Genomic DNA, 13,565 nt, shown 5'->3' with positions numbered 1-13,565 from the left:
CGACGACCTCCGGGGAGCACCTACCCTTGAACCATGACCAGCAGCAGCGACCGGAGCCCGGCAGTGGACGTTCGATCATCTAAGACCTACGAAATCCGGACCTACGGATGCCAGATGAACGTCCACGACTCCGAGCGATTGTCCGGACTGCTGGAGGACGCGGGCTACGTCCGCGCGCCCCAGGGCGCCGACGAGGCGGACGTCGTCGTCTTCAACACGTGCGCCGTGCGTGAGAACGCCGACAACAAGCTGTACGGCAACCTCGGCCACCTCGCCCCGAAGAAGGCGGCCCGCCCCGGCATGCAGATCGCGGTCGGCGGCTGCCTGGCGCAGAAGGACCGCGACACCATCGTGAAGAGGGCGCCCTGGGTGGACGTCGTCTTCGGTACGCACAACATCGGCAAGCTGCCCGTCCTGCTGGAGCGCGCCCGCGTGCAGGACGAGGCGCAGGTCGAGATCGCGGAGTCGCTGGAGGCGTTCCCCTCGACCCTGCCGACCCGGCGCGAGAGCGCGTACGCCGCCTGGGTCTCCATCTCCGTCGGCTGCAACAACACCTGCACCTTCTGCATCGTCCCGGCCCTGCGCGGCAAGGAGAAGGACCGCCGCCCCGGCGACATCCTCGCCGAGATCGAGGCCCTGGTCGCCGAGGGCGTCTCCGAGATCACGCTGCTCGGGCAGAACGTCAACGCCTACGGCTCCGACATCGGCGACCGCGAGGCCTTCAGCAAGCTGCTGCGCGCCTGCGGGAAGATCGACGGCCTGGAGCGCGTCCGCTTCACCTCCCCGCACCCGCGCGACTTCACCGACGACGTCATCGCCGCCATGGCCGAGACGCCGAACGTGATGCCGCAGCTGCACATGCCGCTCCAGTCCGGCTCCGACCCGGTCCTGAAGGCGATGCGCCGCTCCTACCGCCAGGAGCGCTTCCTCGGCATCATCGAGAACGTCCGCGCCGCCATCCCGCACGCCGCGATCAGCACCGACATCATCGTGGGCTTCCCCGGCGAGACCGAGGAGGACTTCGAGCAGACGCTGCACGTGGTGCGCGAGGCCCGCTTCGCGCAGGCCTTCACCTTCCAGTACTCCAAGCGCCCCGGCACCCCGGCCGCCGAGATGGACGGCCAGGTCCCCAAGAAGGTCGTCCAGGAGCGCTACGAGCGGCTCGTCGCCCTCCAGGAGGAGATCTCCTGGGAGGAGAACAAGAAGCAGGTCGGCCGCACTCTGGAGCTCATGGTCGCCGAGGGCGAGGGCCGCAAGGACGGCACCACCCACCGCCTCTCCGGCCGCGCCCCCGACAGCCGCCTCGTCCACTTCACCAAGCCGGACCAGGAGGTCCGTCCCGGCGACGTCGTCACGGTCGAGATCACCTACGCCGCCCCGCACCACCTCCTCGCCGAGGGGCCCGTGCTGGACGTGCGCCGCACGCGCGCGGGCGACGCCTGGGAGAAGCGCAACGCGGCCGAGAAGGCCAAGCCCGTCGGCGTGATGCTGGGCCTGCCGAAGATCGGCGCCCCCGAGCCCCTGCCGGCGGTGGCGAGCGGGTGCGGCTGCGACTGAGCCGGATCGGTGACCCTCTCGTTCTTGCTGGTCGTGGCGGGCCGAGCGGCTGCGATGAGGTGGATCGCCTGACCTTCGCGTTTCGGCGGCCATGGTGAGCGCGCGCGGCTGCGGCTGAGCCGGACCGTCGACACACCCGCCTTGCCGGTAGTGGCTGGCGGGCGGGCTGCGGCTGAGCCGGGCCGCCGCCGCCCTGTGCGGTGACAGCGGCTCCTGGGAGTTACCCTGCCGATCATGCTTGTCGCCGCCGCTGCCTGCCCCTGCCCGCCCCTCCTGGTCCCCGAGGTCGCCGCGGGCGCCACCCCGGAGCTGGATGCCGCGCGGGCCGCCTGCACGGACGCGCTGGGCGTGCTCGCCGCCGCCCGGCCGGGACGGCTCGTGGTCGTCGGACCCGTCGGTGGTGCCGGGCCCGAGAACTACCCCGCGGGAACGCCGGGGTCCTTCCGGGGTTTCGGCGTCGACCTCGACGTGCGGCTGGGCGAGGCCGAGGGCGCGGACACACAAGCGCGGCTGCCGTACTCGCTCGGTGTGGCCGCCTGGCTGCTGGAGCGGACCGAGTGGTCCGACGCCCCGGTCGAGGGACTCGGGGTGGGGGAGTCCTGCCCGACCGAGCGGTGCGTGCGGTCCGGGAGGGAGCTCGCCGCCCTGGACGAGCGCGTGGCCCTGCTGGTGATGGGGGACGCCAGCGCGTGCCGGACGCTCAAGGCCCCGGGCTACCTGGACGAACGGGCGGCGCCCTTCGACGCGGAGGTCGCACGGGCGCTCGGCGCGGCGGACCTGGCCGCACTCACCACGCTGGACACCGGGCTGGCCCATGAGCTGAAGGTCTCCGGCCGGGCTCCCTGGCAGGTCCTGGCGGGGGCGGCCGAGGGCGCGGACCTCGGCGGCTCACTGCTGTACGAGGACGCGCCGTACGGCGTGGGGTACGTCGTGGCCGCCTGGTCGTAGACCGGGCCGCAGAGAGCGGGTATGCGGACTCAGTAGGCCACAGCCCGCAAGGCGCAAGGCGCAAGGCGCAGGACGGGGGAACGGCGGTCGGCCGGGAGCTCTCGAACTCCGCGGCCGCCCGCCGATGTGTCCTTCGGTGTGCCGATGCGCGCTCCGGCACGCGCTCGGGTCCTGGGCGCCGGAAGCGGACTCAGGACGTGGGCGGTGGTGCCTCCGGAGGCGGAGTGCCGCCCGCATCCGTCGGGGGAGCCGCGTCCGCCGACGGATGCGCGTCCGGGGGAGCCGCGTCCCGTGAGGGTGCCGTCCGGCCTGTGCCGGGCGGCGTCGTCGTGCCGGCCGCGCCGGGCGTCGTCGTGCCGCCCGTCTCCGGTGTGCCGTCGCCATGGTGCGTGAGTCGGCCCATGGCGCCCTTGGCCCGGCCCGTGCCCGACTGGATCCTGTCGCTGTACTTGCCCTTGGTCGTCTTGTCGACGGCCTGAGCGGCCTTGTCCAGACCGTGATGGATCTTGCCCTCATGCCTCTGTGCGAGGTCGGAGACCTTGCCCTTGGCCGGGCCCAGCTTGGCTTTCACGTTGTCCATGAGACCCATGGCTCACCTTCCCTCGCGCGGGGCGGTCACTTACGGGCGCCCTCGCCGGCCTCGTTGTCGGCCGCCTTCTCGGTGGACAGCTGCTTGGGGATGTCGACGGCCTCGGACTCGGTGACCTCGGGAGTGGCCTCGGCAGCCGGCTCCGCCGCTTCCCTGGCTTCGTCGTCGCCCTTCACCTCGGCGGTCTCGGCGGCCTCAGCCGACTGTGCCCCGGCCGTCGCCGCCTCGGCCCCGGCCTTCGCCGTGTCGTTCTGAGCCTCGGCCGTCGCAGGCGTCTCCGCCGTGGCCTTCGACCGCCGGAGAAGTCGTGCAAAAACGCCCATATCCACTCCATACGTTACTCGTGCGGGCGAAATCCCGCGTTGCCCGGTGCGTCAATTTGCGCGGCCCGGGCTGCCGCCTCTGTGATCCGGCGGCAGGAACCTCGCAACGGGCAACGACCCCGCGTCCGTCGCGTCACGTAACTCGTTCGAGACCAGGGTTGGAGGTTTGCGAGACTGGGTCGGTGAGCAGTGCACCCCCCGCCCCCCGCGTCATCGCCGTCGTCGGACCGACTGCGGCCGGAAAGTCCGATCTGGGCGTCTTCCTGGCCCAGCGCCTCGGCGGCGAGGTCGTCAACGCCGACTCCATGCAGCTCTACCGAGGGATGGACATCGGTACCGCCAAGCTGACGCCCGAGGAGCGTGACGGCGTCCCCCACCACCTGCTGGACATCTGGGACGTGACCGTCACGGCGTCCGTCGCCGAGTACCAGCGCCTGGCCCGCGAGCGGATCGAGGCGCTGCTCGCCGAGGGGCGCTGGCCGATCCTGGTCGGCGGTTCCGGACTGTATGTGCGCGGGGCCGTCGACAACCTGGAGTTCCCGGGCACCGACCCCGAGGTCCGCGCCCGGCTGGAGGAGGAGCTCGTGCTGCGCGGCTCCGGTGCGCTGCACGCCCGCCTGGCCGCCGCCGACCCCGAGGCGGCCCGCGCGATCCTGCCGAGCAACGGCCGCCGGGTCGTCCGTGCCCTCGAGGTGATCGAGATCACCGGCAGGCCCTTCACGGCCAATCTCCCCGGCCACGACTCGGTGTACGACACCCTTCAGATCGGCGTCGACGTGGCCCGCCCCGAACTCGACGAGCGCATCGCGCGCCGGGTCGACCGGATGTGGGACGCCGGCCTCGTGGACGAGGTGCGCGCGCTCGAGGCGCAGGGGTTGCGCGAAGGGCGTACGGCCTCGCGCGCACTCGGCTACCAGCAGGTGCTCGCGGCGCTCGCCGGGGAGTGCACGCTCGACGACGCACGGGCCGAGACCGTGCGTGCCACCAAGCGCTTCGCGCGCCGCCAGGATTCCTGGTTCAGGCGCGACCCGCGGGTGCACTGGCTGAGTGGGGCGGCGGCCGATCTCACGGAACTTCCGCAGCTCGCGATGTCCTTGGTCGAACGACCGGTCACAGCCTGATCACGTCATGGCATCGGGACGCCCAGGCCGTCATCCGGTCCTTCGGTGGCGTGCCATCATCGAGCTTCGATCGACCGAGCAAAGTCCTAGTTGGGAGGGCGCGTGGCGATGGAGGCCGGCCCTCGCGACACCGCACGAAGCACCGATCACATCACCGCCGAGCGGGATGAGACGGAGCGCGGGGACGCGTCGGAGCAGAACGCGTCGGAGCAGGAGACGGAGCAACTCAGCTCCGACGGGCCCGACGAGACGCAGGGTGTGACGGACGACGGTCCCGAGCCCGGTGAGATGTTCGCAGACGAGGTCGAGGTCGAGCTGCGCCCGCAGCGCCGGCTCCGGATCTGGCAGCTGGCGCCCATCGTGAGCCTCGCGGCGCTGGGTTCCCTGATGTTCGCGTTCCCGCTCGCCTTCGACTTCGGCGACAGCGGGGCCGTCATCGCCATGCTGGGCCTGCTGATCTGCTCGTGCGCGGCCGGGTGGGGCATGATGGCCGCCCGCCGCGTCGGCCACACCTGGCCGGGCCTGCCGGCCCGCGGCTCCGGCCGCAGACCCGACTGGCGGGTCGCCCTCGCGTACGCCCTGGTCGTGGCTGTCGTGGTGGTCCTCGCCGTGTGGCGTGTGGCGCGGCTGCGCTGACCCCCTGTATGGGCTGCGGGAACGCCGTCGCAGGGACGCCGAGGCGTTGTCGTGGGCACCCCTTACGATCGAGGCATGAGCACGCGGATCGCCTTCCTCAAGGGTCACGGCACCGAGAACGACTTCGTGATCGTCCCGGACCCCGAGAACGCCGTCGACCTGTCTCCGGCCGCCGTCGCAGCCCTGTGCGACCGGCGCGCGGGCATCGGCGGTGACGGCCTGCTGCACGTGGTGCGCTCCGCCGCGCACCCGGAGGCGGCGGGCATGGCGGCCGAGGCGGAGTGGTTCATGGACTACCGCAACGGCGACGGTTCGGTCGCGGAGATGTGCGGCAACGGCGTGCGGGTCTTCGCGCGCTACCTCCAGCGCGCCGGTCACGTGACCGAGGGAGATCTCGCGGTCGCCACGCGCGGAGGAGTGAAGGCCGTGCACATCGCCAAGGACGGTGACGTGACCGTCGGCATGGGCCGCGCGGTGCTCCCCGAGGGCGACGTCACGGTGAGCGTCGGCGAGCGCAGCTGGCCCGCGCGCAACGTCAACATGGGCAACCCCCATGCGGTCGCCTTCGTGGAGGATCTGGCGCACGCGGGTGACCTGCTCTCCCCGCCGCCCTTCAGCCCGGCGACCGCCTACCCGGACGGTGTGAACGTCGAGTTCGTGATCGACCGCGGCCCCGGGCACGTGGCCCTGCGGGTGCACGAGCGCGGCTCCGGCGAGACCCGCTCGTGCGGTACGGGCGCGTGCGCCGTCGCCGTGGCCGCCGCCCGCCGTGACGGCGCCGACCCGAAGACCACCGGCGTCCCCGCGACCTACACCGTGGACGTCCCCGGCGGCACCCTGGTGATCACCGAGCGGGCCGACGGCATGATCGAGATGACCGGCCCGGCCGTGATCGTGGCAGAGGGCGAGATCGACGCGGAGTGGCTGGAAACCGCGGCGTCCGCGTGAGCCGGGGCGTGTCGTCCTGAAACACGCGGGCATCTTCAGCCGGGCGGCCCGAAGTCACCGTTGATATTCGGCCACTTGGCGAGAACTGCATCACGAAGCCCACTCGATGCAGGGGTGCAAACCTCACATTCTTCCCTCGAATGGGTGATCAGTTTCACGCTCGGCGAGAGGCGGTCAGTCGGGCGTGGTGGGCTCGGTAGCATCAAGCACCGGCCCGGACGGGGGACCGAAGCCGCCCCCTGAGCCATGTCCGCTCTGGGGCGCCCGTCCGCCGGTTGACGCAGCCGGAGGTGCCCATGAGTGCGGAGGCCACGAATTCCGTGACCCCAGGCCCGATGCCGGGTGCGGTGTCAGGAGCAGTGACACCGACAGCCACCCGCAGAAAGGCCCGCCCCCGGATCGACCTGCGCCGCCTGGGCCGCGCGGCCCTGCTCGGCCCAGCCGCCAGGGGGCGGCTGCCCGACGCCATCAGCCATGTCGTCGAGGCCCACCGTGCCCACCACCCCGAAGCGGACCTCGAACCCCTGCGTCACGCCTACGTCCTGGCCGAGTCCTCGCACCGCGGCCAGATGCGCAAGAGCGGCGAGCCGTACATCACCCACCCCCTCGCCGTGACCCTGATCCTCGCCGAACTCGGTGCCGAGACCACGACGTTGACCGCGTCGCTGCTGCACGACACCGTCGAGGACACGGACGTGACGCTCGACCAGGTCCGCGACCAGTTCGGCGAGGAGGTCCGCTACCTCGTCGACGGCGTCACCAAACTGGAGAAGGTCGACTACGGCGCCGCCGCCGAGCCCGAGACCTTCCGCAAGATGCTCGTCGCCACCGGCAACGACGTCCGCGTCATGTCGATCAAACTCGCCGACCGGCTGCACAACATGCGCACCCTCGGCGTCATGCGCCCCGAGAAGCAGGAGCGCATCGCCAAGGTGACACGTGACGTGCTCATCCCGCTCGCCGAACGGCTCGGCGTCCAGGCGCTCAAGACCGAACTGGAAGACCTGGTCTTCGCGATCCTGCATCCCGAGGAGTACGCCCACACCCGGGAGTTGATCGTCCGCAACGCGGCCCGCACCGACGACCCCCTCGCCGAGGTCGCCGACGAGGTGCGCGGGGTGCTGCGCGAGGCGGACATCCCCGTCGAAGTCCTCATCCGCCCGCGCCACTTCGTCTCGTTGCACCGCGTCTCCCGCAAACGCGGCCGGCTCCGCGGCTCCGACTTCGGCCGCGTCCTGGTCCTGGTGAACGAGGACGCCGACTGCTACGCCGTCCTGGGCGAACTGCACACCTGCATGAAGCCGGTGGTCTCGGAGTTCAAGGACTTCATCGCCGTACCGAAGTTCAACCTCTACCAGTCGTTGCACACGGCCGTGGCGCGCGAGGACGGCCAGGTCGTCGAGGTCCTCATCCGCACGCACCAGATGCACAAGGTCGCCGAGGCGGGTGTCGTCGCTCTCGGCAACCCCTACGCACCGGCCCCCGAGGACCCGGCCGACGGCGAGCGCGTCGACCCCACCCGCCCCGGCTGGCTCTCCCGGCTCCTCGACTGGCAGGAGGCGGCACCGGACCCCGACCACTTCTGGTCGACCCTGCGTGAGGACCTCGCCCAGGACCGCGAGATCACCGTCTTCCGGCCGGACGGCGGCACCCTCGGCCTGCCCGAGGGCGCAACCTGCGTGGACGCCGCGTACGCGCAGTACGGGGAGGACGCGCACGCCTGTCTGGGGGCCCGGGTGAACGGCCGTCTGGCGACGCTGAGCACCGTGCTGAAGGACGGCGACACCGTTCAGCTCCTCATGGGCCAGGACCCGGCGTCGGAGCCCTCCCGGGAGTGGCTGGAGCACGCGCACACTCCCGCGGCCCGGATCGCCATCCAGCGGTGGCTGACCGCCCATCCGGCGCAGGCGGAGTCACAGCAGAGCGAGGCGCGGGTCGCGGAGAACCGGACAGGCATCCGGCCCACCGACGTCCCCGAGCCCGACCCGTCGCCCGAACAGCCCGCCGACCGCTCCGCCACCGGCAACGTCCTGGCCGACCTGCCCGGCGCGAGTGTCCGGCTCGCCCGCTGCTGTACGCCCGTCCCGCCCGACGGGATCACCGGCTTCGCCGTACGCGGGGGAGCGGTCACCGTGCACCGCGTGGAGTGCGCCGCGGTAGCGCGCATGAAGGACGGGGGGCGCACGGAGGTAGGTGTGCGCTGGGGAGAGACCGCCGAGTGCCGGGTCACGCTGGTCGCCGAATCGTTCGTCCGTCCGCATCTGCTGGCCGACCTCACCGAGGCCATGGCCTCCGAGGGTGCCGAGATCGTCTCGGCGACCGTCGAGCCTCCCACCCAGCAGCAGGTGCGGCACACCTACACCGTGCAGCTTCCCGACGCCGGCCATCTGCCAGGCCTGATGCGCGCGATGCGGGACGTGGCCGGGGTGTACGACGTCAGCAGGGCGCAGCCGCAGCCCCAGGGCGGCTGACGCGACCCGCGCCGAGCAGGCCCGGGCGCCCCTGCGGACGGCCTGCCCGGGCTGACCGCGTGGGGTCCGCGGTGTCGCCCCGGTGCTGACCCGGCCGCGGACGACCGTCGCGTGCGGCCGCGCCGAACCGCCGGGGCGGCACCCGGCGCATGCCCCGGTCCCCGGTTCGGGTGGGGCGGAAGCGCGCCGTCCGTGACGTTCAGTCGCCCGCTGATAGCCATGGGGCATGCTCCTGACCCTCCACAGCCAGGCCGGCGCCCCCACCCGGCGGCGCCGGACCGCCGCCGCCCTGCTCACGTCGGCCGTCTCCGTCTGCATCGTCGCCGCGAGCGCCCCCGCCGTACCGCTCGGCGTCGGCGACCGGCTCTTCCCGTACCTCGGCAACCCCGGCTACGACGTGGCGTCGTACGACCTCTCCTTCACCTACCCGGGCAGCAACAGCCAGCCGCTGCGGGCCGTCACCACCATCGACGCCTGGACGACCGCCGACCTGGACCGCGTCAACCTGGACTTCGCCCACGGCACGGTCCAGTCCGTCGAGGTCGACGGCGACCCGGCGCAGTTCCACACCGCCGGCGAGGACCTGGTGATCACGCCCGAGAAGCCGGTGACGGACGGCAAGTGGATGCGGATCACCGTGCGGCACACCAGTGACCCCGTGCCCGCCAAGGGCCGCGACGGCGGCTGGGTGCGCACCGCGGACGGCCTCGCCATGGCCAACCAGGCCGACGCCGCGCACCTGGTGTTCCCGTGCAACGACCACCCCTCCGACAAGGCGATGTTCACCATCCGGGTCACGGCACCCGACGGGCACACGGCCGTAGCCAACGGCCTGCCCGCCGGAACGGAGAAGTCGAACGGGACGACGACGTGGGCCTACCGAACCCAGCACCCCATGGCCACCGAGCTCGCCCAGGTCTCCATCGGCCGCTCCACGGTGCTGCACCGCACCGGCCCGCACGGACTCCCCGTACGGGACGTCGTCCCGACCGAGCACCGCGAGGCGCTCGAACCCTGGCTGGAGAAGACCCCTGGCCAGATCACCTGGATGGAGAACAAGGTCGGCCGCTACCCCTTCGAGACGTACGGCCTGCTCATGGCCGACACCTCCATCGGCTTCGAACTGGAGACCCAGACGCTCTCGCTCTTCGAGCGTGATCTGTTCACCGACCGGTCCCACCCCTCGTGGTACGTCGAGTCGATCATGGTCCATGAGCTGGCCCACCAGTGGTTCGGCAACAGCGTCAGCCCCCGCACCTGGTCCGATCTGTGGCTCAACGAGGGGCACGCCACCTGGTACGAGGCGTTGTACGCCGAGGAGCGGGGCGGCAAGCCGATGCGGGACCGGATGAAGGCCGCCTACGGGACCTCCGACCGCTGGCGCGCCACCGGCGGACCCCCCGCCGCGCCCAAGGCGCCCGACCCCGGCCGTAAGACCGACATCTTCCGCCCCAACGTCTACGACGGGGCGGCGCTCGTCCTCTACGCCCTGCGCCAGGAGATCGGCCGCGCGGCCTTCGAACGCCTGGAACGCGCCTGGGTCGAGCGGCACCGGGACGGCACGGCCGGGACGGAGGACTTCCTCCGGCTCGCCGCCGAGATCTCCGGGCGCGACCTGGGCGGCTTCTTCCAGGGCTGGCTCTACGGCGAGAAGACCCCGCCGATGCCGGGCCACCCGGACTGGAAGCCCGAGGCCGCCGCGAAATCGCCGGACGCCGTGGGGCCGCAGACCTCCTGAAGCAGTGCGCCCGAGGCCGCAGCCCCCCCCTTGAGCAGGCCTCCGCGGAGCAGGCCGGGCGGGCGTGGGCGCCCTCCCGATAACACGGTGACGAGACGCCCCGTGCCGTGCGACCATCTTCAGGTCGGCGCGGCACGGAGCACCGGGAATCTCCCGGACCGCCCGTGCGTTGCAGGCAGTGAACGGTTTCCGACCTACGTAAGGATCCAATGACCTCCTCTTCTTCCTTTTCCCAGGACTCCAAGCGCTTCGTGCACAGCCACCCCGAGGGTCTTCGGGCCGATGCCCTGATGGAAGAGGACGTCGCCTGGAGCCACGAGATCGACGGAGAGCGGGACGGCGACCAGTTCGACCGCTCCGACCGCGCGGCCCTGCGCCGTGTGGTGGGCCTCTCCACCGAGCTCGAGGACGTCACCGAGGTCGAGTACCGCCAGCTCCGACTGGAGCGGGTCGTCCTCGTCGGCGTCTGGACCTCGGGAACCGTGCAGGACGCGGAGAACTCCCTCGCGGAGCTCGCCGCCCTCGCCGAGACGGCCGGTGCGCTGGTGCTCGACGGAGTCACCCAGCGCCGCGACAAGCCGGACGCGGCCACCTACATCGGCTCCGGCAAGGCCGAAGAACTGCGCGACATCGTCGTCGACACGGGCGCTGACACCGTCATCTGCGACGGTGAGCTCAGCCCCGGTCAGCTGATCCACCTCGAGGACGTCGTCAAGGTCAAGGTCATCGACCGCACGGCCCTGATCCTGGACATCTTCGCCCAGCACGCGAAGTCCCGAGAGGGCAAGGCGCAGGTCGCGCTCGCGCAGATGCAGTACATGCTGCCGCGACTGCGCGGCTGGGGTCAGTCGCTGTCCCGGCAGATGGGCGGCGGCAAGGGCGGCGGCCTCGCCACCCGTGGTCCCGGTGAGACCAAGATCGAGACGGACCGGCGCCGGATCCGCGAGAAGATGGCGAAGATGCGCCGGGAGATCGCGGAGATGAAGACGGGCCGCGAGATCAAGCGCCAGGAGCGCAAGCGTCACAAGGTGCCGTCCGTGGCCATCGCGGGTTACACCAACGCCGGCAAGTCCTCGCTGCTCAACCGCCTCACGGGCGCGGGTGTGCTGGTCGAGAACGCCCTGTTCGCGACCCTCGACCCGACCGTGCGCCGGGCCGAGACGCCGAGCGGACGGCTGTACACGCTGGCCGACACGGTCGGTTTTGTACGCCATCTGCCCCACCACCTGGTCGAGGCGTTCCGCTCCACGATGGAGGAGGTCGGCGAGTCCGACCTGATCCTGCACGTGGTCGACGGTTCGCACCCGTTCCCGGAGGAGCAGCTGGCCGCCGTGCGCGAGGTGGTCCGGGACGTCGGCGCCACCGACGTGCCCGAGATCGTCGTGATCAACAAGGCCGACGCGGCCGACCCGTTGACGCTCCAGCGGCTGCTGCGCGTCGAGAAGCGGTCCATCGCGGTCTCGGCCCGCACCGGCCAGGGCATCGAGGAACTGCTCGCGCTCATCGACAACGAGCTGCCCCGCCCGTCGGTCGAGGTCGAGGCGCTCGTGCCGTACACGCACGGCAAGCTGGTCGCCCGCGCGCACGACGAGGGCGAGGTGATCTCCGAGGAGCACACCCCGGAGGGCACTCTGCTCAAGGTGCGGGTGCACGAGGAACTGGCTGCGGAGCTCACGCCGTACGCTCCGGCGCCGGCGCTCTGAGTCCGATCTGAGCGCGCGTCTGGCCTGAGGGCGGGTCTCGCCCTGAACGCGAGAAGGCCCGCCCCCTGTCACAGGGGGCGGGCCTTCAGCATGTACGGATCACTGACCGCCGTAGGTCTTGCTCATGTTCTGGTAGAGCGCTTCGGCGTCGCGGCCCAGCTGCGGACCCGCCAGCCAGGTGTTGTCGGCCGGGCCGATCGAGGTGTTCGAGACCAGCACCGACTTGCCGTTCAGGACCCGGAACCAGCCGCCGCCGGAGGAACCGCCGGTCATGTCGCAGCCGATGCGGTACATCGTCGGCAGGGACGGGCTGAGCGAGAACCGGCCGGGGCTGTCGATGCACCTGAACATCTTCTCGCCGTTGTAGGGCGGCGCGGCCGGGTAGCCCCAGGCGCCCATCTTCGCGGCCTCGGCCGCCGACGGGGCGGAGAAGTCCACGTCCAGCGCGGCGCCGACCGTCTCCTCCAGGGACTTGGCGCCCTGCTCCGGCTTCACATGCAGCACGGCGTAGTCGTACGCGGCTCCGTCACCGCCGGTCTCCGAACCGCCCTTGATCCACTGGTTGGAGGTCGAGGCCCAGTTCGCCCACCAGTTGCCGTACGGGGCGATCTCCGCCGGGTTGGCATTGGTCAGCTCCGCCTCGGACCTGCCGAGGTCGTTGTAGGCCGGGACGAACATGATGTTGCGGTACCAGCCGCCGTTGCCGCCTGCGTGCACACAGTGACCCGCCGTCCACACCAGGTTGGACTTGCCCGGATGGTTGACGTCCTTGACGACCGTGCCCGAGCAGACGGCCGGTCCGTCGGGGGAGTCGAAGAAGACCTTGCCGACCGGCGCCGCATTGCGGTGGTACGGCGTCTTCTCGGCCTGTGCCCGGACCGGCGCCGGATCCGGATCGCTGACGCCCTGGCCGGCCGACGCGTCCTTCGTCGTGACCCTCTTGTCGGCCTCGTCGGCGGACTGCATCCGCTCCGGCTTCCAGAGGTCCTTGATCACCGGGTTGACGAAGTCCTTGGCGTCACTGAGCCACTTGTCCTTGTCCCAGTCCTTCCAGCCGCCGTTCTTCCAACGGTCGACGTCGATCCCGTGCTCCTTGAGCTTGCCCGCGAGATCGGCCGGGATCTTGGCCTCGCCACCGCCGTTCGCGGAGGACTGGGAGCTGGTGGCGTCGGGCTTGTCACTCGCCGAATCCCCGGAACCGCCACAGGCGGTCGCGGTGAGCGCCAGGGCGGCGACGAGCCCGACGGCGGCGAGGACGGTACGCCGTCCGCGCCTCGGTGCGGGCGTGGATGTGGAACGCATGCTGCGATGACCCCCGTTGGTGCGTACTGAGTGGTGCTGGTCCTGCTCAGTGCAGGTGCCGCGTGGGCACGGCATGGGCGCGGCAACCGGTGGCTCCGCGCGACTCCCCACTATGCCCGGGGAGTTGAGGGTGTACCGGGGTGAGCCGGTGAAGGTTTCCCAGAGCCCCCGGGGCGATGTCATACGCCAGGGGGCTCAGCTGCGCCGGGCACGCTCCGGGCACTCGGCG

General features: G+C 71.5%; 11 protein-coding genes. 8 read left to right on the top strand and 3 right to left on the bottom strand.

Features of this window, described 5'->3' with window-relative positions; all coding sequences use genetic code 11:
• The first annotated feature begins 33 nt into the window (after window positions 1-33).
• Both miaB and ACFCXS_RS34640 read left to right on the top strand, forming a co-directional pair.
• Window positions 34-1,557 carry a tRNA (N6-isopentenyl adenosine(37)-C2)-methylthiotransferase MiaB gene (miaB, locus tag ACFCXS_RS34645; RefSeq protein ID WP_376647338.1) on the top strand — a complete coding sequence of 508 codons (1,524 nt, stop codon included), beginning with the start codon at window positions 34-36 and terminating at the stop codon, window positions 1,555-1,557.
• Between the two features lie 234 nt (window positions 1,558-1,791).
• A complete protein-coding gene (locus ACFCXS_RS34640; RefSeq protein ID WP_376647337.1) occupies window positions 1,792-2,505 on the top strand; it encodes a class III extradiol dioxygenase subunit B-like domain-containing protein in 714 nt (237 codons plus the stop codon).
• A 190-nt stretch (window positions 2,506-2,695) separates the two neighbouring features.
• Here ACFCXS_RS34640 and ACFCXS_RS34635 read toward each other — a convergent pair whose 3' ends face one another.
• Together ACFCXS_RS34635 and ACFCXS_RS34630 are read right to left on the bottom strand one after the other, a co-directional pair.
• A complete protein-coding gene (locus ACFCXS_RS34635) occupies window positions 2,696-3,094 on the bottom strand; it encodes an antitoxin (RefSeq protein WP_376647336.1) in 399 nt (132 codons plus the stop codon).
• Window positions 3,095-3,120: 26 nt separating this feature from the next.
• The gene (locus tag ACFCXS_RS34630; protein ID WP_376647335.1) at window positions 3,121-3,417 is read right to left on the bottom strand and encodes a hypothetical protein; all 297 of its coding nucleotides are present in this window, start codon (window positions 3,415-3,417) and stop codon (window positions 3,121-3,123) included.
• Between the two features lie 182 nt (window positions 3,418-3,599).
• On the opposite strand from ACFCXS_RS34630, the gene miaA reads away from it, so the two are divergent.
• The 6 genes from miaA (at window position 3,600) to hflX (ending at window position 12,034) form a co-directional block, all read left to right on the top strand.
• Complete coding sequence (gene miaA / locus ACFCXS_RS34625; RefSeq protein WP_376647334.1) at window positions 3,600-4,538, top strand: tRNA (adenosine(37)-N6)-dimethylallyltransferase MiaA; 939 nt, start codon at window positions 3,600-3,602, stop codon at window positions 4,536-4,538.
• Between the two features lie 108 nt (window positions 4,539-4,646).
• Window positions 4,647-5,174: a hypothetical protein gene (locus ACFCXS_RS34620; protein WP_376647374.1), complete on the top strand. Its 528-nt coding sequence runs from the start codon at window positions 4,647-4,649 to the stop codon at window positions 5,172-5,174.
• 75 nt (window positions 5,175-5,249) lie between these two features.
• The gene (gene dapF, locus ACFCXS_RS34615) at window positions 5,250-6,122 is read left to right on the top strand and encodes a diaminopimelate epimerase (protein WP_376647333.1); all 873 of its coding nucleotides are present in this window, start codon (window positions 5,250-5,252) and stop codon (window positions 6,120-6,122) included.
• A 296-nt stretch (window positions 6,123-6,418) separates the two neighbouring features.
• On the top strand, window positions 6,419-8,593 hold the full coding sequence (locus tag ACFCXS_RS34610) for a RelA/SpoT family protein (RefSeq protein WP_376647332.1): 2,175 nt from the start codon (window positions 6,419-6,421) through the stop codon (window positions 8,591-8,593).
• Window positions 8,594-8,819: 226 nt separating this feature from the next.
• The gene (locus ACFCXS_RS34605; RefSeq protein WP_376647331.1) at window positions 8,820-10,331 is read left to right on the top strand and encodes a M1 family metallopeptidase; all 1,512 of its coding nucleotides are present in this window, start codon (window positions 8,820-8,822) and stop codon (window positions 10,329-10,331) included.
• A gap of 209 nt (window positions 10,332-10,540) precedes the next feature.
• A complete protein-coding gene (hflX, locus tag ACFCXS_RS34600; RefSeq protein WP_376647330.1) occupies window positions 10,541-12,034 on the top strand; it encodes a GTPase HflX in 1,494 nt (497 codons plus the stop codon).
• A 99-nt stretch (window positions 12,035-12,133) separates the two neighbouring features.
• Here the strand turns inward: hflX and ACFCXS_RS34595 are convergent, their stop codons facing one another.
• Window positions 12,134-13,336 carry a trypsin-like serine peptidase gene (locus ACFCXS_RS34595; protein WP_376647329.1) on the bottom strand — a complete coding sequence of 401 codons (1,203 nt, stop codon included), beginning with the start codon at window positions 13,334-13,336 and terminating at the stop codon, window positions 12,134-12,136.
• Window positions 13,337-13,565 lie beyond the last annotated feature (229 nt).

Source organism: Streptomyces sp. NPDC056373 (genome assembly GCF_042262425.1).
Lineage (GTDB): Bacteria > Actinomycetota > Actinomycetes > Streptomycetales > Streptomycetaceae > Streptomyces.
The sequence above is the reverse complement of the archived record's forward strand: the minus strand, read 5'-3'. Positions and strand labels throughout refer to the sequence as shown.